Source organism: Rhizobium sp. 18065, from assembly GCF_902706095.1.
Classification (GTDB): Bacteria; Pseudomonadota; Alphaproteobacteria; order Rhizobiales; family Rhizobiaceae; genus Allorhizobium.
Window position 1 is genome coordinate 243818 of the sequence record NZ_CACSJP010000002.1, and the last position, 24538, is coordinate 268355.

27 protein-coding genes are annotated in these 24538 nt (G+C 60.5%); 15 read left to right on the plus strand and 12 right to left on the minus strand.

The genetic code is table 11. The annotated features are described in order from the left end of the window. Positions 1-5 precede the first annotated feature (5 nt). Positions 6-413 carry an NUDIX domain-containing protein gene (locus GVK95_RS07000; RefSeq protein WP_159947941.1) on the plus strand — a complete coding sequence of 136 codons (408 nt, stop codon included), beginning with the start codon at positions 6-8 and terminating at the stop codon, positions 411-413. Between the two features lie 3 nt (positions 414-416). On the opposite strand, the gene GVK95_RS07005 is transcribed toward GVK95_RS07000, so the two are convergent. The 7 genes from GVK95_RS07005 to GVK95_RS07035 are packed head-to-tail and all read right to left on the minus strand — an operon-like array spanning position 417 to position 6151. Next, positions 417-743, minus strand: coding sequence for a TfoX/Sxy family protein (locus tag GVK95_RS07005; protein WP_159947943.1), 327 nt, complete (start codon positions 741-743; stop codon positions 417-419). 8 nt (positions 744-751) lie between these two features. Further along, a complete protein-coding gene (locus GVK95_RS07010; protein WP_159947945.1) occupies positions 752-2398 on the minus strand; it encodes a molybdopterin-binding/glycosyltransferase family 2 protein in 1647 nt (548 codons plus the stop codon). Then, positions 2395-3102 (minus strand): XdhC family protein, encoded by a 708-nt coding sequence (locus GVK95_RS07015; RefSeq protein ID WP_159947947.1) that lies wholly within the window; start codon positions 3100-3102, stop codon positions 2395-2397. Before GVK95_RS07015 ends, GVK95_RS07010 begins: the two co-directional genes overlap by 4 nt. Continuing rightward, the gene (locus GVK95_RS07020) at positions 3102-3431 is read right to left on the minus strand and encodes an XdhC family protein (protein ID WP_159947949.1); all 330 of its coding nucleotides are present in this window, start codon (positions 3429-3431) and stop codon (positions 3102-3104) included. Before GVK95_RS07020 ends, GVK95_RS07015 begins: the two co-directional genes overlap by 1 nt. Next, the gene (locus GVK95_RS07025; RefSeq protein ID WP_159947951.1) at positions 3428-4702 is read right to left on the minus strand and encodes a VWA domain-containing protein; all 1275 of its coding nucleotides are present in this window, start codon (positions 4700-4702) and stop codon (positions 3428-3430) included. Before GVK95_RS07025 ends, GVK95_RS07020 begins: the two co-directional genes overlap by 4 nt. 3 nt (positions 4703-4705) lie before the next feature. Next, positions 4706-5635, minus strand: a complete 930-nt coding sequence (locus GVK95_RS07030; protein WP_159947953.1) for a MoxR family ATPase — start codon at positions 5633-5635, stop codon at positions 4706-4708. A gap of 24 nt (positions 5636-5659) precedes the next feature. After that, positions 5660-6151 (minus strand): flavin reductase, encoded by a 492-nt coding sequence (locus GVK95_RS07035; protein ID WP_159947955.1) that lies wholly within the window; start codon positions 6149-6151, stop codon positions 5660-5662. Between the two features lie 179 nt (positions 6152-6330). On the opposite strand from GVK95_RS07035, the gene GVK95_RS07040 reads away from it, so the two are divergent. Continuing rightward, entirely contained in the window at positions 6331-7407 is a 1077-nt protein-coding gene (locus GVK95_RS07040) for a branched-chain amino acid ABC transporter substrate-binding protein (RefSeq protein WP_159947957.1), read from the plus strand. 21 nt (positions 7408-7428) lie between these two features. Here the strand turns inward: GVK95_RS07040 and GVK95_RS07045 are convergent, their stop codons facing one another. Continuing rightward, a complete protein-coding gene (locus GVK95_RS07045) occupies positions 7429-8193 on the minus strand; it encodes an SDR family NAD(P)-dependent oxidoreductase (protein WP_159947959.1) in 765 nt (254 codons plus the stop codon). Between the two features lie 183 nt (positions 8194-8376). Here GVK95_RS07045 and rpe point away from each other — a divergent pair, with 183 nt between their 5' ends. From rpe to purB, 3 genes are all read left to right on the plus strand, one after another. Next, on the plus strand, positions 8377-9054 hold the full coding sequence (rpe, locus tag GVK95_RS07050; RefSeq protein ID WP_159947961.1) for a ribulose-phosphate 3-epimerase: 678 nt from the start codon (positions 8377-8379) through the stop codon (positions 9052-9054). Between the two features lie 94 nt (positions 9055-9148). After that, the gene (locus GVK95_RS07055) at positions 9149-9676 is read left to right on the plus strand and encodes a hypothetical protein (RefSeq protein WP_244618681.1); all 528 of its coding nucleotides are present in this window, start codon (positions 9149-9151) and stop codon (positions 9674-9676) included. 104 nt (positions 9677-9780) lie between these two features. Further along, on the plus strand, positions 9781-11082 hold the full coding sequence (gene purB, locus GVK95_RS07060) for an adenylosuccinate lyase (RefSeq protein ID WP_159947965.1): 1302 nt from the start codon (positions 9781-9783) through the stop codon (positions 11080-11082). 82 nt (positions 11083-11164) lie between these two features. Here purB and GVK95_RS07065 read toward each other — a convergent pair whose 3' ends face one another. Further along, a complete protein-coding gene (locus GVK95_RS07065; protein WP_159947967.1) occupies positions 11165-11968 on the minus strand; it encodes a DUF2189 domain-containing protein in 804 nt (267 codons plus the stop codon). A 414-nt stretch (positions 11969-12382) separates the two neighbouring features. Between GVK95_RS07065 and GVK95_RS07070 the strand changes: the two genes are divergently transcribed. Both GVK95_RS07070 and GVK95_RS07075 read left to right on the plus strand, forming a co-directional pair. Continuing rightward, complete coding sequence (locus GVK95_RS07070; RefSeq protein WP_244618682.1) at positions 12383-12934, plus strand: alpha/beta hydrolase; 552 nt, start codon at positions 12383-12385, stop codon at positions 12932-12934. Positions 12935-13346: 412 nt separating this feature from the next. Then, entirely contained in the window at positions 13347-15593 is a 2247-nt protein-coding gene (locus tag GVK95_RS07075) for an EAL domain-containing protein (RefSeq protein ID WP_244618683.1), read from the plus strand. A 51-nt stretch (positions 15594-15644) separates the two neighbouring features. Here the strand turns inward: GVK95_RS07075 and GVK95_RS07080 are convergent, their stop codons facing one another. Next, the gene (locus GVK95_RS07080) at positions 15645-15959 is read right to left on the minus strand and encodes a DUF1476 domain-containing protein (protein ID WP_159947973.1); all 315 of its coding nucleotides are present in this window, start codon (positions 15957-15959) and stop codon (positions 15645-15647) included. A gap of 233 nt (positions 15960-16192) precedes the next feature. Here GVK95_RS07080 and purC point away from each other — a divergent pair, with 233 nt between their 5' ends. From purC to GVK95_RS07105, 5 genes are read left to right on the plus strand one after another with little or no spacing between them, the layout of a single operon-like run. Continuing rightward, positions 16193-16957 carry a phosphoribosylaminoimidazolesuccinocarboxamide synthase gene (purC, locus tag GVK95_RS07085; protein ID WP_007606066.1) on the plus strand — a complete coding sequence of 255 codons (765 nt, stop codon included), beginning with the start codon at positions 16193-16195 and terminating at the stop codon, positions 16955-16957. Positions 16958-16975: 18 nt separating this feature from the next. Next, positions 16976-17218, plus strand: coding sequence for a phosphoribosylformylglycinamidine synthase subunit PurS (purS, locus tag GVK95_RS07090; RefSeq protein WP_159947975.1), 243 nt, complete (start codon positions 16976-16978; stop codon positions 17216-17218). 21 nt (positions 17219-17239) lie between these two features. After that, complete coding sequence (locus tag GVK95_RS07095) at positions 17240-17497, plus strand: hypothetical protein (protein ID WP_159947977.1); 258 nt, start codon at positions 17240-17242, stop codon at positions 17495-17497. Continuing rightward, positions 17494-18165 (plus strand): phosphoribosylformylglycinamidine synthase subunit PurQ, encoded by a 672-nt coding sequence (purQ, locus tag GVK95_RS07100; RefSeq protein ID WP_159947979.1) that lies wholly within the window; start codon positions 17494-17496, stop codon positions 18163-18165. Before GVK95_RS07095 ends, purQ begins: the two co-directional genes overlap by 4 nt. Before the next feature lie 59 nt (positions 18166-18224). Continuing rightward, entirely contained in the window at positions 18225-18611 is a 387-nt protein-coding gene (locus GVK95_RS07105; RefSeq protein WP_159947981.1) for a hypothetical protein, read from the plus strand. 229 nt (positions 18612-18840) lie between these two features. On the opposite strand, the gene GVK95_RS07110 is transcribed toward GVK95_RS07105, so the two are convergent. Beyond that, a complete protein-coding gene (locus tag GVK95_RS07110) occupies positions 18841-19077 on the minus strand; it encodes a DUF1127 domain-containing protein (protein WP_159947983.1) in 237 nt (78 codons plus the stop codon). A 94-nt stretch (positions 19078-19171) separates the two neighbouring features. On the opposite strand from GVK95_RS07110, the gene GVK95_RS07115 reads away from it, so the two are divergent. The 3 genes from GVK95_RS07115 to GVK95_RS07125 all read left to right on the plus strand — a co-directional run bounded on the left by GVK95_RS07115 (position 19172) and on the right by GVK95_RS07125 (position 23241). Continuing rightward, complete coding sequence (locus GVK95_RS07115) at positions 19172-20590, plus strand: PLP-dependent aminotransferase family protein (protein WP_159947985.1); 1419 nt, start codon at positions 19172-19174, stop codon at positions 20588-20590. Positions 20591-20751: 161 nt separating this feature from the next. Beyond that, a complete protein-coding gene (purL, locus tag GVK95_RS07120; RefSeq protein ID WP_159947987.1) occupies positions 20752-22974 on the plus strand; it encodes a phosphoribosylformylglycinamidine synthase subunit PurL in 2223 nt (740 codons plus the stop codon). Positions 22975-23007: 33 nt separating this feature from the next. Continuing rightward, positions 23008-23241 carry a BolA family transcriptional regulator gene (locus tag GVK95_RS07125; RefSeq protein ID WP_007606087.1) on the plus strand — a complete coding sequence of 78 codons (234 nt, stop codon included), beginning with the start codon at positions 23008-23010 and terminating at the stop codon, positions 23239-23241. A 77-nt stretch (positions 23242-23318) separates the two neighbouring features. Here the strand turns inward: GVK95_RS07125 and GVK95_RS07130 are convergent, their stop codons facing one another. Next, positions 23319-24467: a hypothetical protein gene (locus GVK95_RS07130; protein WP_159947989.1), complete on the minus strand. Its 1149-nt coding sequence runs from the start codon at positions 24465-24467 to the stop codon at positions 23319-23321. Between the last annotated feature and the right edge of the window lie 71 nt (positions 24468-24538).

Genomic DNA, 24538 nt, shown 5'->3' on the forward strand with positions numbered 1-24538 from the left:
CGGCCATGGGCGCACCCGGCATTGATTTTCCCGGCCTCGGCGTCGGTCTTGCCATCCTTCGGGATGGCAAGTTGCTTTTGTGCAAGCGCATGAAAGCGCCGGAAGCCGGCCACTGGAATATCGTCGGCGGCAAGGTCGACCATATGGAGCCTGCCGAATGCGCCGCCCGTCGCGAGGCAGAGGAAGAAACCGGAATGACGATCGGCGAAATCCAGTATCTCGGCCTGACCGAGCAGCGGATTGAAGCTGACCGCCAGCACTGGGTCTCGCTGCTTTACAAGACCACCGACATCAAGGGCGAACCGCAATTGACCGAGCCGGACAAGCTGTCGGCCATCGGCTTCTTCGATCTCGACGACTTGCCGCAGCCGCTGTCCGCTTTCACCGTGGCGCTTCTGCCCTATCTGCGTTGAAACCTACTTCTTCGCCTCGGCCCTGACGGCCGCCTCGAAAGCCTGCCGCACCCATTTCGCCATCTCGTCGGGATCGTCATAGGCATCTTCAGGAACTGTCCAGTAAGGCATGGCGACAGGCTTGCCCGTCTTGCCTTCGTAGGACCACCGCCGGGCACCGGCTGCCTCGAGCAGCGGCGCAGTCTCGCCATCACCCTTCAGCATGATCTCGTCGAACAGATCGAGCGCGAAGATGATGCCTCGATGATAGATGCCCTTGCCGCCGAACATCCGGCGGATGGAAACAGGCCCGAGCACCTGAAACATCTCCTCAATCGCATCATTGTCCATGTGTCTGCTCAGCCCTTGAGAATGCCGCCCGCCGCGACGATAGCATCCGGCGTATCCACATCAAGCCGCGCCGCACCGCCGATCTCGACATCGACAACCGGCAGGCCGGCGCTTTCGATCACCGGACGTGCACCGATATCACCTTCGATGGCCTTGAGCGCCTCATAGGTCGAACGCGGCAGGATCACCGGATTGCCGCGCTGTCCGTCGGCGACAGCGCGAACGATTGCCGTGGCCGACGCCTTGGCAAAGGCTTTTGCCAGCGCCCTGATATCATCTGTCGCGACATTCGGCATGTCGGCAAGCAGCACCAACATGCCCGGAGCCTCGCTGACTTCGGTCCGTTCAAGACCCGTTTTCAGCGAACTCGCCATGCCGGTCGCGTAGTGCGGATTGTCGATGATCGTGACGTCCAGCCCGTGAAGTGCGGCGGACACTTCATCGCTGCGATGTCCGACGACGACATGCACCGGCCCGATCTTCGCCTCGATCGCTTGGCGCGCGACCCGGTGAACAAGAGCCTCGCCGCCGAATTCCGCCAGCAGCTTGTGCTGCCCGCCTTCTCCCATGCGGCTTGCCCGACCCGCCGCGAGAATGACCACGGCAATCTCCTCTGCTTTATGATCGGCTGTAGCCATCAGACGCGGCAGCGGTCGGCTCGGGATTTCCATCAGCAATCCTCCGACCCCAAGCCCCGTCAATTCCTCACGTGTCGGAGCCTCCCCGGCAAGCAGGCGGTTGAGCACCCAGTCGAAACCATTTTCCTTCGGCGATCGCGCGCAGCCCGGCGCCCCGATCACCGGCACGGCACCGAGATAGCCGAGCACCAAGAGATTACCGGGATCGACCGGCAGCCCGACCTGCACAACGGTCCCACCCGCCAGCCGGATCGCTTCGGGAATGACGTCATGCGGATCACTCATCGCCGACGCGCCGAACACGACGATCATTGCAGGCAGCATCTGCTCGGTGCTCCGTGGAGCCGCAAGAGCAGCCTGCATGCCCTCGGCAACGGCCTGGGCCCGATGCGCCACGCGAATTTCCGACACGAGGTTGCTGCTGGACGAGACGAGTCGTTGCTGGAGCACCCGGGCCGTCTTGTCCATCACCGAGGGTTTCAGTGATGGCAGGTTCGTGGCAATCAGGGACACAGCATGGGGTTTGTAGGGCTTCAACCGGAATGCCGGAGCTGTCCGCAACACCTGGCAAGCGCGCTCGACGCTGTGTCCGGCAACCGCAAGCGGGATGATCTTGATTGTCGCGATCAGATCCCCGGTCCGCACATCGGCATGATCGGCCAGACAGGCCAGCGTGATGGCAGGATCGATGCGATTGAAACGATCGACCACCGATTTGTCCGCAACGAACAGGCCATTGGCTTCGGCATAGAAATTGACCCTGCCCGTGGTCGCTGGCGAGCGCCGAATTTCAATGCTGTCCAGCATCTCAGCAAGCTTTTGAGCCGCAGCATCTTCACCCAGATCGCTCGGCTCGATGCGACAGGCAATCACCGAGGAAATCCCCTCGGCGCGCAAGGCATTCAGGTCGCCCGCCGTCAGTTGGTGGCCTTTGCCGAGCTTGCCGGATCCAAGTGAAACCGAATGCGCCAGGATCGCCCCTTCGGCCTCATCTACTGCCACGCTGCCGAAGATCATGCAGCGTCCCCTGTCGACGTGGCAAGCGTGCGGCGGCGGAAGGCGCGGATAATGTCGGCCAGGACCGCAACGGCGATTTCCGCCGGTGTCGCCGCGCCGATGTCCAGCCCGATCGGCGCCGAGATCGCACCGATCTGTTCAGGCCCAAACCCGGCCGTCATCAAACGCTCGACCCGCTTGCCATGGGTTTTCCGACTGCCGAGCGCCCCGACATAGAAACAGTGCGCGTTGAGTGCCGCGACAATTGCGGGATCGTCGATCTTCGGGTCGTGGGTCACGGCCACCAGCGCACTGTAGCGGTCGAGCGGCCGCTGCAGGAGAACGTCCTGCGGCCAGTCGGCAATCAACTCGACATCGGCAAAGCGCTCCGGCGTGGCGAACGCAGTGCGTGGATCGATGATCGTCACGTCGAAATCGGCAAGCTGGGCCATCGGCACCAGCGCCTGACTGATATGCACGGCACCGATCACCACCACGCGCGGCAACGGTAGATAGACATTGAGGAAATGGTGCCGGTTATTGATCTCCACCAGCCCAGCCTTGCCCGAAAGGAAATGCTGCGCAACCGCCTCGCCAAGCGGGCCATCCATATCCTCGCCTTCCACAACCAGCCTGTCCTGGCCGCTCGCCAGATCGGTCACCAGCATGGCGGCACAGCGCCTGCTGCGGGCCGCGTTCAGCGCCTTCAGATGTGTCGGATTCATCAACCAAGCCTTTCGACATAGACGCGGATGCGTCCGCCACAGGACAGGCCGACCCGCCAGGCCGTCTCATCCGCCACCCCGAATTCGAGCATCTTCGGCTGTTGGCTGTCCAGAACGTCGAGCGCTTCGGTGATCACCGCGCCCTCGACACAGCCGCCGGACACAGACCCCTCGAAATTGCCGTCGCGATCGATCACCAGATGGCTACCCACGGGTCGCGGCGCAGAGCCCCAGGTCTCGACCACCGTGGCAATGGCGACCTCGCGGCCTTCCCCGATCCAGTCCTCGGCGATCGACAAGGGATCGTGCCGCAAGCTGTCTTTGGTCATGACACACCTTTCATGGATGCAAGGAATCGGCGCGGATCGGCATCTCTCTCGGGCGGACCGGTGAGCGCCCTGACAAGATCGGCCAATGCCTCGATATTGTGAACCGCACGCAATTCGTCAACATGCGGCAGCATAGTCCGGACCCCGCGCGCTCTAGCCTCGAAGCCCGAGAATCGCAACAGCGGGTTCAGCCAGACGAGTCTGCGGCACGAGCGGTGCAATCGGTCGATCTCCACGCCCAGGGTCTCGACATCATCCCGCTCCAGGCCATCGGTAATCAGCAACACGACTGCGCCCTGCCCCAAAACCCGTCTCGCCCATTGCCGACTGAACAGTCGCAGGGTCTCGCCGATACGGGTGCCGCCCGACCAGTCGGCCACGGCATCCGTGCATTGGGCGATCGCCTCGTCCGGGTCACGATGGCGCAACTGCCGGGTGACATTGGTCAGCCGCGTTCCGAACAGGAAGGTATGCACCCGTTGCCGGCGCTCGCTCAGCACATGCAGGAAATGCAGGAAGATCCGGCTGTACTGGCTCATCGATCCCGAAATGTCGGCAAGCACCACCAGGGGCGGCGGACGCTGACGCCGTTCACGAAAACGCGGCAGCATCAGATCGCCCCCGGTTCGCAGTGCCTGACGCATACTTGCCCGCTGGTCGACATAGCGGCCCCGGCTCGATGCCCGGAAACGGCGGGTAGACACCTTGTCGAAGGGCATGGCGAGGCGTTCTATCTCCCGGCGGGCCTGGGCCAGTTCACTCGCAGTCATCTGGCCGAAATCCATCTGCCGCAACACTTCCTGCGCTGAAACGGTCAGCCGGGCGTCAATCTCGACGTCTGGTTCGTTGCCTTCCCGCGCCGGCCGGTTCTTCTCGGCAAACAGGGCATCGCTGACCCTCGCCGACCCCGGCTTGGGCTTTTGCCGCTCACTGAGATCCATTGCCACCGGTGACATCTGCGCAATCATCTTGCCGACAAGGTCGCGACCGCGCCAGAAGATCGCAAAAGCCTCGTCGAACACCGGCTGGTCCTCATGCCGCTTGACGAAGATCGAAGCCAGCGCCGCATGAAACTCCACCCGCGAACCAATGCCGATCGCATCCACGGCTTCGATCGCGTCGATCACAGCCCCCGGCCCCGGCTTCAAACCGGCCTTGCGCAGCACACGGGCGAAATACACGATATTGTCGGCCAGCCGGCCATCGCCCTTAACCGGCGGCGGCGTGACGATTCCATCCCTCTTGTCAGATAGTGCGTCAAACGTCTGCATGCGTCAGCCCGCCGCCAGAAGTTCGGCCTTGACCTCCGACAGCACCTTCTGACCCTCGCTGCCTTGTATGCGGGCGATATCCTCCTGATATTTCAGCAGCGTGCCGAGCGTGTCGGCAATGGTCTCGGGATCGAGCGCCAATCGGTCGAGTTCGGTCAGCGCCGTTGCCCAGTCGATAGTTTCGGCGATGCCCGGGTTCTTGAACAGGTCGATGGTCCGCAATCTCTGCACATAGGCAACGATCTGCCGCGACAGCTGTTCATTGCAGCCGGGAACCTTGCGGCGGATGATGGCAAGCTCGTCGGCCGCCTTCGGATAGTCGACCCAATGGTAGAGGCAGCGCCGTTTCAAGGCATCATGTACCTCGCGGGTCCGGTTGCTTGTCACGATGACGATCGGCGGCTCAGCCGCCTTCACCGTTCCGAATTCCGGGATGGTCACCTGGAAATCGGACAGCACTTCCAGCAAAAATGCCTCGAAGGCCTCGTCGGTGCGGTCGAGTTCGTCAATCAGGAAGACCGGTGCCCGGCCGGGCGCGCTTTGCAGCGCCTGCAGCACGGGCCGGCGGATCAGATAACGCTCGGAAAAGATGTCGTGTTCGAGGCGATCGCGATCGGAGACACCGGCGGCTTCCGCCATGCGGATTTCCAGCATCTGCGCCGGATAATTCCATTCATAGACGGCAGAGGCGACGTCCAGTCCCTCGTAGCACTGTAATCGGATCAGCGGTCTGTCGAGCGCCTTGGCAAGCACTTTGGCAACTTCGGTCTTGCCGACACCGGCCTCGCCCTCAAGAAACAGCGGGCGCTTCATTTTCAGCGCCAGAAACAGCACGGTCGCCAGCGAGCGGCCGGCGAGATAGTCCTCGGCCGCTAAAAATTCCACAACAGAATCAATTGATTCCGGCAGTCCCTTTGCCGAGGTTTCCGCCATGTATCCTCCCGTTTGAGGAAGAGCTTACAGCGTGTGATAGCCTCGGTCCAGATAGATGAGCGGGCCAAGTTTCGAGCCGAAATGTACCGCTTTCACCTCGCCGAACAGGACGGTATGGGTGGCCGTCACCTTGCTGTCCACCACGACACAGTCGAAGGCGGCGACCGCATCGACAAGCACCGGCGACCCGGTCTCCATCACGTGCCATTCGGCCAGCGCGAAGCGTTCCTCAACCGAGAGCCCGCCGAAACCGGCAAAGGCATTGGCCAGCGGTCGATGCAAATCGGAAAGCGAGTTCAGGGCGAAATGTCCGCTTTCGAACATGACACTGTTATTGGCATTGCCGTTGTTCAGGCAGACGAGAACGGTGGGAGGCTTGTCGGATACCGAGCAGGCTGCGGTAATCGTCACACCGCGCCGGATCCCACCATGCTCGGTGGTGACGATCTGCACATGGCCGGCATAGCGGCTCATCGCATCGCGATAGATGGCCGGATCCAGAGTCTCGTTGGTCAAATGCTGCCTCCCTGCACGTCCAAGCTCCCTAGCCGAGGCGAATATGGGCTGCAAGCCTTACCTTTTCCACAACGGCACAGTCGCGACGAAAAAGCATGCGCGCCAACACTCAGGCCTGCACATTTCCAAACCGCAAACCTTTGCGCTAGGATCGTCTCGACAGAGATGGAAATGAACCGATGAAGCGCCTGCTGATCACCCCCGCCCTTCTGCTTGCCGGCATTGCCGGCTCCGAGGCAAAACCGCTGACATTGGCGGTCGTGGCCCCGAAAACCGGCATGTTCGCGCCACTTGGCGATCAGGTCCGCCACGGCGCCCAACTGGCGGCCAGCCGGCTTTCGATCGACCTCGTCGAGATCGACGAAACCTGCGAGACCGGCAGCGGCACCGATATTGCGAAGAAGATCACCGAGGCCGAGGTGACCGCCGCAATTGGTTTTCTCTGCAGCGAAAGCCTCGAGGGCGGGCTGCCGCTTCTCGCTGAAAAGAGCATACCGGCCATCTCGCTCTCCGTGCGCTGGAAGGGACTAATGGAGGATGCGGCCAAGCAAGGCTGGCCTTTCTTCAGGCTTGCGCCCACCGCCGAAGCCGAAGTGCAGATACTCACCGACTTCATTCTGCGCGACTGGCAAAGCGAAGCCGTGGCGTTGATTGAGGATGGCACCATCCGCGGCCGCGAACTGACCGAGGCAATCCGCAACAGCCTTGAAGAGCGCGGCCTGAAGCCGGTGTTCACGGACACGTTGCGCCCGGGGCAGGAGCAGCAGCTATCATTGGTCCGCCGCCTGCAGAAGGCCGGCGCCACGCATGTCTTCATCGGCGGCGACCGCAACGACGTGGCGATCATCGCCCGTGATGCGGCGACGGAAAAAATCCCCCTGACGATCCTGGCAGGCGACGCGATGCAGGCGGCCAACGAGCCCGTGCCGCTGCGCAACGGCGTGATGGCCGTGGCGCTGTCGGAGACACCGGAAGGTCCATCTGCCGCAGACGTGACGGCCGCTCTGATAGAGCAGAAGCATGCGCCGGACGGCTATCTCCTGCCTGCCCATGCTGCCGTCACCATCGTCGCCGACGCGGCGGGCATCTCGTCCGCCATGGGCACACCGCTGACGGAGGCCCTTGCCGGCACCATGTTCGAGACGGTGATCGGACCGATCACCTTTACCGATGGGCATGAACTGGCGGAAAATCCCTATCGTCTGGTCGAGTGGAAGAACGGTGCCTTTGTGCCAATCGCCGCCGGGACGCAGTAGTCACTTGTTGCGACGGGGCACCTAGTCGCGATAGGGCCAGAAGGCCTGGCTGAATACGCCGCCATCGACCCAGATCGTCTGGCCTGTGACGAAGCTCGACTGCTCGCCGGCCAGAAACAGGGCTGGTCCGGCAATATCCTCCGGCGTACCCACTCGCCTGAGCGGCGTCACGTCTCCCCATGTCTTGCCGTAGTCCGGTGCTTCGGCGCGTGTGCGCTCTGTCTCGATCGCACCCGGCGCGATGCAATTGACCCGGATCCCATGCGGTCCGAGTTCGACGGCGGACACCTTGGTAAACTGCTCGATTCCGCCCTTGGAGGCGGTGTAGTCGACCAGCTTCGGAAAGGCGAGCTTGTTGCAGCCGGAGCCGAGATTGATGATCGAGCCGCCCTTGCCAGCATCGATCATGCGCTGCGCGGTGAGCTTGGTGTTGAGAAACGTTCCCTTGAGATTGGTCCGGATGACCATGTCCCAGCGCTCCTCGGACAACTCGAGCAACGGCGCCCAGGTCTGTATCCCGGCATTGTTGATCAACACGTCCGGCGCCTGCCCGGCCCAGGAAATGGCCTGATCGAGGAAACTTGCCACTGCGGCACTATCGGCAACGTCGGTGTCATGGCCAATCACCCGGATACCGTGGTGAGCGACATCCTGCACCACTTCGTCAGCCGCATCCATCTGGCCGAGATGGGTGTAGGCAACGTCGTAGCCTCCCGCCGCAAACGCGTGGACCAGGTGCCGGCCGATACCTGAACTGCCGCCGGTGATGATGACGAATTTCTGCATTTTTTCCTCCCTGCCGGGCTCCACCCCGTGGATGATGGATGACGGGGCCGGAACCAACAGTCAAGTTCACAGCGCAATCTTGGACCTGGTCACCACTTTGGTCGGTGTCTCCGATGGTTGCCGCAACAGGCCCGCAATGCTAAGGCGAGCCGCAACAACGACCGCCATCGAGGACCCTGGCCCATGACCCGCCCGCTGCTGATTTCGCCTTCCATTCTTGCTGCCGATTTCGCCCGGCTTGGACAGGAAGTCTCCGATGTGGTCGATGCTGGCGCTGAATGGGTGCATCTCGACGTCATGGATGGCCATTTTGTCCCGAATATCTCGTTCGGCCCGGCCGTCATCAAGGCACTTCGCCCGCATACAAAGGCCGTTTTCGACTGCCACCTGATGATTGCGCCCGCCGATCCCTATCTGGCAGCCTTCGCCGATGCCGGTTGCGACATCATCACTGTGCATGCCGAAGCCGGTCCGCATCTGCACCGCTCGTTGCAGACCATTCGCGCACTTGGCAAGAAGGCCGGCGTGTCGCTCAACCCGGCAACGCCGCTCTCGGCCATCGAGCATGTCATGGACGATCTCGACCTTATCCTGATCATGAGCGTCAATCCCGGTTTCGGCGGCCAGAAATATATTCCCGCCATGACCGACAAGATCGCCAAGGCCAATGCCCTGATCGGCGACCGCCCGATCGACCTCGAAGTCGATGGTGGCATAACGGCCGCGACCGCGCCTCTCGTCACCGGTGCAGGCGCCAACGTGCTTGTGGCAGGCTCCGCCATCTACCAGGGCAAGGGCGTTGACGACTATCGCAAAACCGTCGACATTCTCCGCACGGCAGCCGAAGGGGGAAGGGCTTGAGGCGATTGACGGAATGCATAGCGGCATTGGCCGCCATCTGCCTTCCGCTTCCGGCAAGTGCCGGAGACATCGCGAGCCTGCAACTGCAGCGCCCATGACAGCGAGCGTCGCAACACTCCCGCAAAGAACGATACCCGGCTCGCGATTTTCGGCCTGTCGTCCACCGGCAAGGCTCTGGCTTATCGGCGCGATCGTCTGGGGTCTGGCAATGGCCGGATGTTTTGCCCTGTCGGTTCATCTTGTCGGGCGCTCGGGGGGAAGCAACGCATCGCTTCTTGCGCTTATCTATGGTGTTGGCGGTACGATTGCCTGGCTGATCGCTTTGCCCTTCATCCGCTTTGCGTCCCATGCCCGGCAGCGGGAAACACGCCTGGCTGCCTGGTTCCTGTTTCTCGGCATGGCGACGATCGCTGTGACCGCCGGGCTTTTCGCCCTGCAATACCGGATCTTCTACGCGCAATGGCACGCGCCATTTCCCGCACGCGTCTGGTTTTTGCAGCAGATTTTTACCACCGCCTCCGCGCTCTATCAGTTTGCGGTCTTGGGCTTGCGCCATTTCCTGCCCTTCGCATTTATACTGCTGTTTGCCGTCAGCCTCTCTATGTCACGCCGTAGCCGTTGAGATTACGGGTGGTCTTTGCTAAAGCGGGCCACGTTGCCAGTTTGCCAATCTCAGGCTTGCCGATCTAAAGCTTGCCAGTCCCAAGTTGAACGAAAGAAATCCCGATGATCCCGCGCTATTCCCGGCCAGAAATGGTCGCCATCTGGTCGCCCGAAACCAAGTTCCGCATCTGGTTCGAGATCGAGGCCCATGCCTGTACCGCGCTCGCCAATCTTGGCGTCATTCCGCAGGAATCCGCCAGGACCATCTGGGAAAAGGGCTCTGCGGCGGAATTCGACGTTGCCCGCATCGACGAGATCGAAGCCGTCACCAAGCATGACGTCATCGCCTTCCTCACCCATCTCGCCGAATTCATCGGCCCCGATAGCCGCTTCGTGCATCAGGGCATGACCTCGTCGGACGTGCTCGACACCACGCTGAACATCCAGTTGGTGCGCGCTGCCGACCTTCTGCTCGCCGACATGGATCGGGTGCTGAACGCGCTGAAGACCCGCGCATTCGAGCACAAGGACACCGTCCGCATCGGTCGCAGCCACGGCATCCATGCCGAGCCGACGACGATGGGCCTGACTTTTGCCCGCTTCTACGCTGAAATGCACCGCAACCGCGACCGCCTGATCGCCGCCCGTGCGGAAATTGCCACCGGCGCGATCTCCGGCGCCGTCGGTACATTTGCCAATATCGACCCGAGCGTCGAAGAATATGTCTGCGAGCAGCTTGGCCTCACCGCCGAGCCGATCTCGACCCAGGTCATCCCGCGTGACCGCCATGCGATGTTCTTCGCCACGCTCGGCGTCATCGCCTCATCGATCGAAAACGTCGCGATCGAAATCCGCCACATGCAGCGCACCGAAGTGCTGGAAGCCGAAGAGTTCTTCTCGCCGGGCCAGAAGGGCTCGTCGGCCATGCCGCACAAGCGCAACCCGGTCCTGACCGAAAACCTGACCGGCCTTGCCCGTCTGGTGCGCATGTCCGTCGTCCCGGCACTGGAAAACGTGGCGCTCTGGCACGAGCGCGACATCAGCCATTCGAGCGTGGAGCGCGCCATCGGCCCGGATACAACGATCACCCTCGATTTTGCCCTGAACCGCCTGGCCGGCGTCATCGAGAAGCTGGTGATCTACCCGGAAAACATGCTCAAGAACATGAACAAGTTCAAGGGCCTGGTGATGAGCCAGCGCGTGCTGCTTGCCCTGACGCAGGCTGGCGTGTCGCGCGAGGACAGCTACCGCCTCGTCCAGCGCAATGCCATGAAGGTCTGGGAAAAGGGCGCTGATTTCCTGGAGGAACTGCTGGCCGATGAAGAGGTACGCGCAGCTCTTCCGGAAGCGGAAATCCGCGAAAAGTTCGACCTCGGTTACCACACCAAGCATGTTGACACGATCTTCAAGCGCGTCTTCGGCTGAGCCTCAAGACACGCAGTCACGAACCGAGGCCCGGCGCACTGAGCGACCGGGCCTTTTTTTCCGTCTGGATATGGCGCGGTGCTCAACGCGGAGACGAGACCACCAGTTTTCTGTAGAGGTGCCATGTCGCGTGACCGAGGATCGGCATGATCACCACAAGGCCGACCATCATGGTTGCCATGCCGACTGCAAGCGATGCCGCGACGATCAGGCCCCACACGGCAACCGGCACCGGATTGAGCATGCTGACCCGAACGGACGTATGAACCGCAGTCGCGGCTCCGGCATCGCGGTCGAGAAGCAGCGGGAAGGCAACAATGCTTATCACCAGCGCGATCAGGGCTAGGGCGAACCCAATCAGATTACCCCAGATGATCAGCCCCATGGCATTCGGATGCGACAGCACACCCCTGGCAAAGCCCATGAAGCCCGGCGCCGGGTAGTCACCGATGAAATGCACGTAGAGCGCCTGTGCGGCAATCAGCCAGACCACGAACAGCATCAGCAGATAGAGGCTCATCATCAGCAGAGATGGCAGTGCTGGCGATTTGCGCAAGGCAATGACATGCGACCAGCTGGAATCCTCGCCCTTCTCCCGGCGCCGGCTGATTTCCATCAGCCCAACCGCCAGAAGCGGTCCCAGAAGCGCAAAGCCGGACATCAGCGGATAGACCATGGGCAGGAGTTCAACTCCGGCGCTCCACGCAATCATGACCGCCCCGGCAATCGGATAAATCAGACAAACGAAGGCGTAGTGCGACGGCTGTTCGCGAAAATCGTCGATACCGGCACGCAAGGCATCAAAGACATCGTCAACCGATATTCGCCGAATATCGGGCCGTTCCAGGATACCGGCTGATCCGGTCATGACATGAAAGTTCGACATCCTCATTTCCTCCTCAAGCAAACCTGGTCTGCAGTCTGGCAATGAAATTCAGAGGCGGTACGATCTCATACCGTCACGCGCACCCAGCAATCTCCGGCCATGGGCTCAGGCGAGATCACCGCTCGGGGGCGGTTGATTGATAAAACCGGACCCTGCGTCCGATCGGCCTGAAATCTAACAGATTTCAATGCAGTTGTCGCGAGCGATGATCCGTACATGTCGGATATGTGATGCACATACGAACGCCTCGTTGTCCCAGAGGTCAAAGTTCGGCACGACGTGATGGTCGATCCTGCTATTGCGGTATCCCCTTCGGCATCGACACGCGCGAAACCAAATCGCCGCACATATTTTCAACCCTCCGATCGACCCTGGCATCTTGACGTCCGGGGCATGCGAACGCAGATAAGGCGCATGAAAGTCTCCGAAGCAGATATCCTCATCGTCCCCGGCTATACCAATTCAGGCCCTGAGCACTGGCAAAGTCGCTGGGAGACGAAACTCTCAACCGCGCGCCGCGTCGAACAGGCAGAGTGGTCGAAACCGGTGCGCGACGACTGGGTCGCCCGGCTCGTGGAAGAGGTCAATGCATCGACCCGTCCCGTCGTGCTGGTCGCCCACTCGCTCGGTGTTCCGACAGTCCTGCATGCCGTGCCTGCATTGAAGCAGCGCATTGCCGGCGCATTTCTGGTCGCTCCCCCGGACGTCGCCAATGCCGAGATCCGCCCGAAACACCTGATGACCTTTGGCCCCTATCCACGCGACCCCTTGCCGTTTCCATCGATCATGGTTGCCAGCCGAAATGATCCCTTCGGCACCTATGAACATGCCGAGGATGTTGCCAAGTGCTGGGGCTCTATGCTGGTGGATGCCGGAGAGTCAGGCCACATCAATGCGGATTCCGGCCATGGCCCATGGCCCGAAGGCACGATGGTCTTCGCGCAGTTCATCGCAAAGCTGAAATAAGCGGCCATCGCCTCATATCGATACAAGGCGGGCGATGCCCTGATCTTTTCTGAACTATACCCTTAGTTTTATTAGCATTCCGCATTAAAGCGATCTTAAGACGAAAACCCTAGCATGGCACGATGTTCTGCGTTCCATGTGAGCAAAGCTATTGCAGCCAAACTTTCTTTATCAGGACCCATCCGCCATAGATCGGCAACTCGGCATCGAAAGCTTGCCGATTCCGGCCGTTTTGATAGACGCAGGCGGCTCACTGATTGCCGAGAACACTGCTTTTTCAGCGCTCACGGCCGGCTTCCGCACAGACACTTCAAACCTGATGGATTGGCTTCTTCCAGAAGATCGCCCGATTTTTCTCTCCGCACTGTCTTCGGCCTTTGCAGGCTCAATCATCAGCAACCTGGAAGTCAGGTTGGGCACGCCCCAGGCACATACCATCTGCCTGGCCGCCCTGTCGTCGCAAGCTGCTGAGGCGAGCGGACTTCAGGCTATCGTGCAGCTGACGGACATATCGAGACTGAAAACCGCGCTGACGGATCTCGAAATCCGCGAAAGCCGCTGGAACAACGCCTTGAGAAGCTCGCTGTCCGGTGTCTGGGACCAGCGCTTTGACGGCCAACTCTATTATTCCGACGTCTGGCGCGAACTGCGCGGCATGGCACCGGAGGATCCGATCCCGGCATCGACCGAGGAATGGCTTGAAATGGTCCACCCTCAGGACCGTGAACGCACCCTCCACTGCATCGCGCGGCAAAACGTCGGCGATCCCGACTACACAGTTTTCCAGTATCGCGAGCGCCACAAGGATGGCCACTATATCTGGATCGAATGCCGTGGCGCCTGCGTCGAGTGGGATGAAAACGGCCAGCCGGCACGCATCACCGGGACCGACACCGACGTCACGGCTCGCAAGGAGCAGGAAGAATGGCTGGAGCGTATCTCCCGCCGCCTGAAACTGGCCCTGGATGTATCACGGATCGGCGTGTTCGAAACCGATTTCGCCGCTGGCACCAGCGACTGGGACGACAGCATGCGGGGCATCTTCGAGGTCAAGCAGGGTGACGACATCCGCATCGGCGAGTTCTGGGAATCCAAGCTCCATCCGGACGACCGCGAACGCACGCTGGCCCATGTCGAAGAACGCATAGGCAAACTGGAACCCTTTGCCGACGAGTATCGCATAATCGCTGACGACGGTTCTGTTCGCTATATCCGCTCCAACAGCCTGCCTTACATCGATCATGATGGCCACCTCAAGATGATCGGCGTCAATTGGGACGTCTCGGAGGATCATCGGCTGCGCCAAGAACTCGAACGAGCAAAGATCCTCGCCGAAGCGCGCAACGCCGAACTTGAGCAAACCAGGGCAACAGCGGAACACAGCGCCCTGCACGACTATCTGACCGGCCTGCCAAACCGCCGTTATCTCGAAGCAAAGCTCGATGAATGGCAGAAGTCGACTACCAATACGTTCGGCCGGCTAGCCGTGCTGCACGTCGATCTTGATCGCTTCAAGCAGATCAACGACACACTGGGGCACAGTGCGGGTGACGCTATGCTCAAGCATGCGGCCGATATCCTGCGCACCAACATTCGTGCAAGTGATTTTGTCGCGCGTATCGGAGGAGACGAATTCGTCTTGCTCGTTGCCTTCGACGGCAAGGCGAAAACGCTGTCACAGCTGGCAGATCGGATTATCGCCGAACTGAGCCAGCCGGTCACCTATGATGGCCATCAGTGCCGCTTTGGCGCGAGCATCGGCATCTCCCATTCCGACGGGGACATCGTCGATCCGCAACAGATGCTGCTCTATGCCGATATAGCGCTCTACAACGCCAAGAACCTCGGCAGAAATCGGCATGAATTCTACTCGCAGGGCAGTCGCAAAATCCTGGCCAATCACCGCCGTCTGTCTGACGATCTCCTGCGTGCGCTGGAAAACAACGAGATCGTTCCCTTCTACCAGTTGCAGTTCGATGCGCGCAGCCGTGCCGTGGTCGGTGCCGAATGCCTTGCCCGATGGCAGCACCCGGAACATGGCCTATTGGCGCCGGACCGTTTCCTGCCGATTGCCGACGAGATGAGTGTGCTTGCTCAGATCGACGGCCTGATCCTTGAAAAGGCACTCGTCGATTTCAGGCAATGGCGCGCTATGGGCATGGGCATTCCCAAGATTTCCGTGAATGTTTCCGCCAAGCGCCTGAACGACCCTCGCCTTCCGCAACTGCTGACAGACCTCGACATCGAACCGGGCATCGTGTCATTCGAACTTTTGGAAACAGTCTTTCTCGACAGCCATGATGCCGTTGCCATGAGCAATCTCGCCCATCTGCGCCATCTGGGCATCGATATAGAGATCGACGACTTCGGAACCGGCCACGCATCCATCGTGGGTCTTCTCAACTTGAAACCGAAGACCTTGAAAATCGACCGACAGCTCATTCACAAGCTGCCAAGCAGCCAGGAACAAAGGGTTCTGGCAAAATCGATTATCGGTATCGCGAAATCGCTGAATATCAAGGTGATTGCCGAAGGGGTCGAAACCGAGGATCATGTGGCGATCCTGAAAAAACTTGGTTGCCATACGCTTCAGGGATTCGGCCTGGCAATGCCGATGGACTTTGCCGCAACCACAGAGTTCCTGATCAACTTAAGATAATCCGCCCGGCGCGATGCGGGCGGATTTGTCATCACCATAAAGACGGTAAAATCAGGCGTTCTGGATCTGGTCGACGGCCTGTGCGAGAAACTCGCTCATCTTGGTGCGCAGTTCTTCGTCGGTGATCGAGACGCCGCCGGCAGAAAGATCGGCGCGCAGCTTGCGCAACACATCTTCGTCGCCCGCTTCCTCGAAATCCGAGGCCACGACTTCCTTGGCATAGGCATCGGCGTCGGCCTTGCCGAGCAGGCCGGCAGCCCAGAGGCCAATCAGCTTGTTGCGACGCGCTTCAGCCTTGAAGCGCAGTTCCTGGTCATGGGCGAACTTGTTTTCAAACGCCTTTTCACGATCACTCATGCCGCTCATCTGCCTCTCCCATTTTATGCCGCCATTGTGCGGTATCGTTTCCCCATTAATCAAAAGGGAGTACAAAGTGCAATGCAAACTTGCGCGATTCCGTATGCTTCGGGCTCGCGGAGAGGTTTTGGCGGGAAGGAGAAACTGTTGCATTGTGAAAACCGAGGTTTTCCGTTATGGGACCGCTTCGATATCCAACCACTGCGTCCGCAATCGGATGCCAACAACAGAGAAAACCAGCCATGAACCGTCGCCGCCGCGTTTACGAGGGCAAGGCTAAGATCCTCTATGAAGGACCCGAGCCCGGCACGTTGATTCAATTCTTCAAGGATGATGCAACGGCGTTCAACAAGAAGAAACATGAAGTCATCGACGGAAAAGGCGTTCTGAACAACCGCATCTCCGAATATCTCTTCACGCATCTGAACAAGATCGGTATCCCGACGCACTTCATCCGCCGGCTCAACATGCGCGAGCAGTTGATCAAGGAAGTGGAGATGATCCCGCTCGAGATCGTCGTTCGCAATGTCGCCGCCGGCTCCCTGTCGAAGCGTCTGGGCATCGAAGAAGGCATCGTCCTTCCGCGCTCCATCATCGAGTTCTACTACAAGTCCGACGCGCTCGCCGACCCGATGGTATCGGAAGAGCACATCACGGCATTTGGCTGGGCGAGCCCGCCCGAACTCGACGACATCATGGCGCTCGCCATCCGCGTCAACGACTTCCTGTCCGGCCTTTTCCTCGGCATCGGTATTCAGCTCGTCGATTTCAAGATCGAATGCGGCCGCCTCTACGAAGGCGACATGATGCGCATCATCCTGGCGGACGAAATTTCGCCGGACAGCTGCCGTCTGTGGGACATCGAAACCCGCGAAAAGCTCGACAAGGACCGCTTCCGTGAGGATCTCGGCGGCCTGCTCGAAGCCTATCAGGAAGTCGCCAAGCGGCTCGGCATCATCAATGAGAACGAACCGCTGCGTGGCACCGGTCCGGTTCTGGTCAAGTAAGATCTGGAGAAAACGCAAGTGATCAAGGCACGCGTCACCGTTACGTTGAAGAACGGCGTACTCGACCCCCAGGGCAAGGCAATCGAAGGTGCGCTCGGCGCTTTGGGTTTTGAAGGCATCGGCCAGGTCCGCCAGGGCAAGGTCTTCGACCTCGAAGTCGTAGGCACCGACAAGGCCAAGGCCGAGGCCGACCTCAAGGCGATGTGCGAGAAGCTCCTCGCCAACACGGTCATTGAGAACTATACTATCGCTCTCGCCTAAGGGTTGAAGGAGCGGTGACGCATGGCCGAGATCACGAATGAACTCATGTATGAACTGCTTAAACGCGTGCATGGAGACATTTCTGACATCAGACTTGGCCAGCGAGAGCTCAAAGCTGAAATGAATGCGATGCGCGGCATAATGATTTCGATGCAGCAGGATATTCAGAATATCCATACAACGCTTGCGAGACATGAAGTGCGCCTCGATCGTATCGAAAATCGCCTGGAGCTGCGAGAGCTGCAGGAAGCACAAGCAAGGTTTGAGACACACCCATGAAGTCCGCCGTCGTCCAGCTCCCCGGCCTCAATCGCGATCGCGACATGATTGCCGCCCTCACCAAGATTTCCGGTCATGCCCCGACCACCATCTGGCAGACCGAAACCCAGATCCCGGACGTCGACCTGATCGTCATTCCGGGCGGATTCTCCTATGGCGATTACCTGCGTTGCGGCGCGATTGCCGCCCGCATGCCGGTCATGCAGGCCATCAAGGATAAGATCGAGCAGGGCGTCAAGGTCATCGGCGTCTGTAACGGCTTCCAGATCCTGGTCGAAGCGGGTCTGCTTCCGGGCGCATTGATGCGCAATGCATCGCTGAAATTCGTCTGCAAGGAAATCAAGCTCGAAGTCGCCAACGCCGACACGGATTTCACCCGCGCGTATGCCAAGGGCCAGATCATCCGTTGCCCGGTTGCCCATCATGACGGCAACTATTTTGCCGATGCCGAAACACTGAAGACCATTGAAGGCAATGGCCAGGTAGTCTTCCGCTATGCCGACGGCACCAATCCGAACGGTTCGGTCAACGATATCGCTGGTGTCATCAACACCAGGGGCAATGTCATCGGCATGATGCCGCATCCGGAAAACCTGATCGAAGCGGCCCATGGCGGCAATGATGGTCGCGGCATCTTTGCCTCAGCCCTCGACGTCATCGCGGCATAAGGTAAGCTCCGCTTAACCAGAGCAATGTTAGAGAGGCGGCAAATAGCCGGATGACCGCCATGCGCCCCTTTCTCTGCCTCGCCCTGATGTCCACCGCGATCGTGCTTGCAGCCTGCAAGCCGGAAGCTCCGCCACCGCCGTCGCGCGGACAATCCGCATTGGATGTCATGGAACTGGTGGCAGTTGCGGCCAATCGTTGCTGGTTCAAATCAGGCGACCCGGCCTTCAAGGCCTATTCGATGGCGCCGGAACTCAACTCATTCTCCGGAAAGCCACGCTTCCTTGTCGTGCGCCGGGGCTCGGCCGACATTCGCCCGCTTCTTGTCGTTCAGGCAGAAGGTCGCCCTGCCCGCCTGGATGCCTTCGGCCCGATGATGAACGAAGCCGGCTCCGAGCGCATCCGCAAGGATGTCACGCACTGGGCCAGGGGCGGCAAAGACTGCTGAACGCAGTGACTTGTTTGCCAACACGCGACAAGACCGCCAACGGCCCGGACACGTTTCGCCACGCTAAGGCAAAAACCATGAGGCCTAGGGGAAGAACTCTGACGGGCATGTCAGGGTTTTGGTGTACGTCATTCCGGCGGATCGCTTGCCGGACACTCCAATCGACATGGGAGGCCGGCCCGTCAGGTTGGGATCACGAACCGGCCCGGATCCGGGACATGTCCCGAAACTACAGCATGCGCTGGAAGAATTGGGCTTTCGCCGCCTCATGGCGCGCGTCCTCGTAGCTGATGCCGATATCGCGCAACTGGTGATGGTTGAGCTCCAGCAAGGACAGGCGACTGCGTCGCTTTGTCCAACGCAGACGCAGTTCCGCAAACACACGAAGCCAGGAATAGCGGCCCCGCGCTGTCACTGGAACAGCCTCGACAGCGGACGACACCGAAATTGCATCTATTGTCACCATAATCACACCTGTGTTTTAGCTACAATCAGCCAATATATGACTAGTGACAGATACAATTGACACGGCAACGATGACAATATACAGAAGTGTCATCATGACAAAATGGCTTCCATCACTCGCCGCTGGCCAAGGGCCGCTTTACTTGCGGATTGCCGATGACGCAGAGGCCGCGATCAAGGCTGGCCACTTGCCGCACGGCGCCAAGTTGCCGCCGCAGCGCGATCTGGCCTATGATGTCGGGGTTACAATCGGGACAATCTCCCGTGCCTACAACGTCCTGCGTGAGCGTGGCCTTGTTGCCGGTGAAGTCGGTCGCGGCACTTATGTGCATGCCGGCGGCACCGGCCCGGCAAGCCCCCTCGTCGATCCCGTCACGCAGCAATTCGGCGGCACCCGAGCTATCTCGCCCCCGGCCGGAAAGCTTCGTTTTGACACCACGGCTGCCGTGGATGTGGGACAGGCCGAAATCGTCGGCCGCATCATGACCGAGATCGCCGCAGCCCATCCTGGAGAGATTTCTAGCTATACCCGGACATTGTCACAGGACTGGCAGGAAGCCGGCCGCAGGTGGCTGTCGAGTGGCAACTGGGCTCCCGACCTTGAACAGGTCTTGCCGCAACTCGGTGTCCATGCCGGTATCAACGCGGTGATCGCAGCCATCAGCGGCACTGGCGACCGCATCGTCTGCGAGCACCTGACCTATTCTCAGGTGTCGCGCAGCGCCAACCTGATGGGTCGGCAAATCGCACTTGTCGACTCTGACGCCGATGGCATTCTGCCGGAAGACTTCGAACGGGTCTGCGCCCGCGAACACCCGAAAGCCGCCTTCATCATGTCCTCGGGACAGAATCCCACCCTCGCCTGCCTGCCCCTGTCCAGGCGTCGCGAGATCATCGATATCGCCCGAAAATACAATGTCTGGCTGATCGAGGATTATCTCTATGGCGGCATGATCAATGACGGCATTCCGCTGCTGGCGGAACTTGCGCCAGACCGGACCTTCCTCCTGAACGGCCTGTCGAAATCCGTCGCGGCAGGGGTTCGCGGTGGCTGGGTTGCCTGCCCGCCGCATATGAGCCAGCGTGTGCGCGTCACCCAGAAGATGGTCAGTGGCGGCCTGCCCTTCCTGCTCGCCGAACTGTCCGCAAGACTTGTTCTGTCGGGCGCAGCGGACGAAATCCGCACGGCCGTATTGACCGAGCTGACCGCCCGCGAAGCCATTGTCCGCAAGCTCTTTGCCGGCTTCGAGTTCCGTTCGCACCCTCGGCTGCCCTTTTTCTGGCTGAAACTGCCGGAACCATGGCTGTCGGGAACATTCAAGCAGGCCGCGCTGGATGTCGATGTGCTGATCGATGACGAGGACGAGTTCAAGCCGGCCCGGTCGTCGCGTGTGTTTCACCACGTCCGCGCCGGGTTCAGCGAGGGACGTGACCGATCGATTTCTGAGACCGGCCTGAGAACACTGCGCCGCCTGCTCGACCAGACCCCGGTCGGGACCAGCGCGATTGTCTGACGCCGGAGCCCGGATGCATTCATCAGCCGGGCAAACTTGACGGTCAAAACCATCGAGAAACCGCACGACTGGCGCATTTTCCAGTCGCGCGCCGCGCAGGCTTGCGTTATAGCCTGCCTCGAAACCGATCTCCCACCGATCTCCATTGCCCTGAGAGCCAGATGACCGTTTCCAACTCCCGTCCCATCACCGCAGAACTGATCGCAAGCCACGGCCTGAAGCCGGACGAATACGATCGCATCCTGAACCTGATCGGACGCGAGCCGACCTTCACAGAGCTGGGTATTTTCTCGGCCATGTGGAACGAGCACTGCTCGTACAAGTCCTCGAAGAAGTGGCTGAAGACGCTGCCGACCAAGGGTCCGCGCGTCATCCAGGGACCGGGCGAAAACGCCGGCGTCGTTGACATCGATGATGGCGACGTCGTGGTCTTCAAGATGGAGAGCCACAATCACCCGTCCTATATCGAGCCCTACCAGGGCGCTGCGACCGGCGTCGGCGGCATTCTGCGCGACGTCTTCACCATGGGCGCCCGTCCTGTAGCTGCGATGAACGCGCTGCGCTTCGGCGCGCCGGATCATCCGAAGACCAAGCATCTCGTCGCAGGCGTCGTTGCCGGCGTCGGCGGCTATGGCAATTCCTTTGGCGTTCCGACTGTCGGCGGCGAAGTCGAGTTTGACGCACGCTACAACGGCAACATTCTCGTTAACGCCTTTGCGGCGGGCCTTGCAAAGTCTGACGGCATCTTCCTCTCGGAAGCCAAGGGCGTCGGCCTGCCGGTGGTCTATCTCGGCGCCAAGACCGGTCGTGACGGTGTCGGCGGTGCGACCATGGCATCGGCAGAATTCGACGAGTCGATCGAGGAAAAGCGCCCGACCGTCCAGGTCGGCGACCCCTTCACCGAAAAGTGCCTGCTGGAAGCCTGTCTCGAACTGATGCAGACCGGCGCGGTCATCGCCATCCAGGACATGGGTGCCGCCGGCCTCACCTGCTCGGCCGTTGAAATGGGCGCCAAGGGCGGTCTCGGTATCGAACTGCAGCTCGACAAGGTGCCGGTGCGCGAAGAGCGCATGACCGCCTACGAAATGATGCTGTCGGAAAGCCAGGAGCGCATGCTCATGGTGCTCGAGCCGTCCAAGGAAGAGGTTGCCAAGGCGATCTTCGTCAAATGGGGCCTGGATTTCGCCATCGTCGGCTATACCACCGACGACCTGCGTTTCCGCGTGCTCCACCAGGGCGAGGAAGTCGCCAACCTGCCGATCAAGGAACTCGGTGACGAGGCTCCGGAATATGATCGTCCGTGGATCGAGCCGAAGACCCCGGCCCCGCTCGCAGAGGACGACATCCCCGTGGCCGACATCAGCGACAGCCTGTTGAAGCTGGTCGGTTCGGCCAACAATTCCTCCCGTCGTTGGGTCTATGAGCAGTATGACACGCTGATCCAGGGCAATTCCCTGCAGCTTCCGGGCGGTGACGCCGGGGTCATCCGTGTGGACAACCACCCGACCAAGGCGCTTGCATTCTCCTCCGACGTCACTCCGCGATATGTCGAGGCCGACCCGTTCGAAGGCGGCAAGCAGGCGGTTGCCGAATGCTGGCGCAACATCACGGCCACCGGCGCCCTGCCGCTGGCTTCGACCGACAACCTGAACTTCGGCAACCCGGAGCGCCCGGAAATCATGGGCCAGCTGGTATTTGCCATCAAGGGCATCGGTGAAGCCTGCCTGGCGCTCGACTTCCCGATCGTCTCGGGCAATGTCTCGCTCTACAACGAGACCAACGGCCAGGGCATCCTGCCGACCCCGACGATTGCCGGCGTCGGCCTGATGAAGGACTGGTCGAAAATGGCCCGCATCCGCTTTGCCGCCCAGGGCGAAGCGATCCTGCTGGCAGGCGCGCCGTCGACATGGGGCACCCATCTCGGCCAGTCGGTCTATCTGCGCGATATCCACGGCCGCACCGACGGTCCGGCCCCGCATGTCGATCTCGCCCATGAGCGCAAGGTTGGCGATTTTGTCCGCGGCCTCATCGAAGACGGTTTGGCAACGGCCGTGCATGACTGCTCGTCGGGCGGACTTGCGCTTGCGGTTGCCGAAATGGCCATGGCGTCGGGCATCGGCGCCCATGTCAACGCATTGAACGATGCCAACCCGGTTGCCGTCTTCTACGGCGAGGACCAGGGCCGCTATGTGCTGACCGTCACCCAGGAGAATGTCGACAAGGTTCAGGTCCGCGCTGAAGCCGCTGGCGTCTTCTGCCCGTGGATCGGCCGCACCGGCGGCTCAAACGTCACGCTCGGCGATGCACGTCCCGTTGCAATTGAAGAATTGCGCTCGGCCCATGAATCGTGGTTCCCTTCCTTCATGGATGGCGAGATCGCATAAAGCGGCAGCCAAAAGATTGCAGGAGGATAGCCAATGCCGATGAACCCGGGCGATATCGAAGACATGATCAAGGCCGGAATCCCCGGCGCCAAGGTCGTCATCCGCGACCTGGCAGGCGACGGGGACCACTACGCGGCCGAAGTGGTCGCCGAAGCCTTTCGTGGCAAGAACCGGGTGCAGCAGCACCAGATGGTCTATGACGCGCTGAAGGGCAACATGGGCGGCGTTCTGCATGCCCTGGCGCTGCAGACCAGCATTCCGGAATAGTCATACAAGCGCATCGATAGAATTGAAGAGGCCCGCCCGGCAGACGTCAGGCGGGCCTCTTCATGTCTGCTGTGCGATCAGAATACCGGTGGCTGATCCGATTTCAGATCGACAAAACTTGCGGCAGGCAGCGGTCCCGCGGTCATCAGGGTAAAGTCGAAGCCGCTCTTGCGATCCGGCCCGAGAATATATTGCCGGTGCATGCGCAAAAGGTCTCGGCGGTTCTTCCTGTAACGCTCCGGCGACAGCGCATGTTTGAACCGGACAAAGACCAGCTTCGGCTGCCGCGCATCCTCGTGGCCGCAGAGCGCCACGGTATGGCACCGATAGAGATGGATCGGGTCGGTCAGACACTGGATGTCGAACCACAAGACATCAGTATTACGCGCCAGCACGCCAACGCGCCGACGCAAGCTCGTCGCACTCGACAACAGGGCGCATTGCAGGGCAGCGCCCCCGAGCGTAGCGAAGACTGCTTTCCTGCCCGCAAAAGCTTCAGGCTCCTTCTCAAGCACCCGACCAATCACGGCGATTGCCAGGCTGGCGCCCATGCTGTGTGCCGTGATCAGGACTTCGTCTGCATCCTGCTTCAACGCCTTTAACACGTCATCGGAGCTTTTCTCGACCCAGGCCCGCACAGTGTCGTCTTCCCGCGCAACGGCGACTGCCAGGCGCCAGTCGGCAAAGAGATGCAGGGTGTGGAACCGGTTGGAATAGGGCACGAACAGGAAGGCGAAAAAGCCGACAGCCGCCGGTACGGACAGACCGAAAAGCCAGGATGACAGGCCGAACAACAGCGGCAGGGTCGCAATCGCGAGGCTCAGCACCATCGCCAGTCCGACGAGCAGAAAGGGAAACAGGAAGAACAGGCCGAACCGCCAGGCATGGCGCAGATAGCCGAGAGCGCCGCCCTGCACCACGACATGGACCGCGGCGCAGTAGCCGGATAGCAATTGCCGCCAGAGCGGTTCGGAGCGCATTTCTGCAATCAGATCATTGTGGTCAAAGACATGGATTGTCGAGCGGACCTGCCAAGCCTCGGCTCTCGCCTCGACATCGAAGCGTGCACCACCATCGCTCTGCACAAGTGGCTTCACGGCAAAATCAGCCGCCCAGACCTTCGAGGCCTGCGCGGCAGATCTGGCATAGCGTTGCTGATGGGCCTGCGCATCGAGAGGCTCGAAGCCAGGAAAATGCAGGACCAGCCTGGTGTTGATCTGTTTCATCGTCTCTGTTCATTGATGGCGATCTGCGACCGCAAGCAGCGCTTGCTAGACGAGAAGTCCCCGGATTAAAA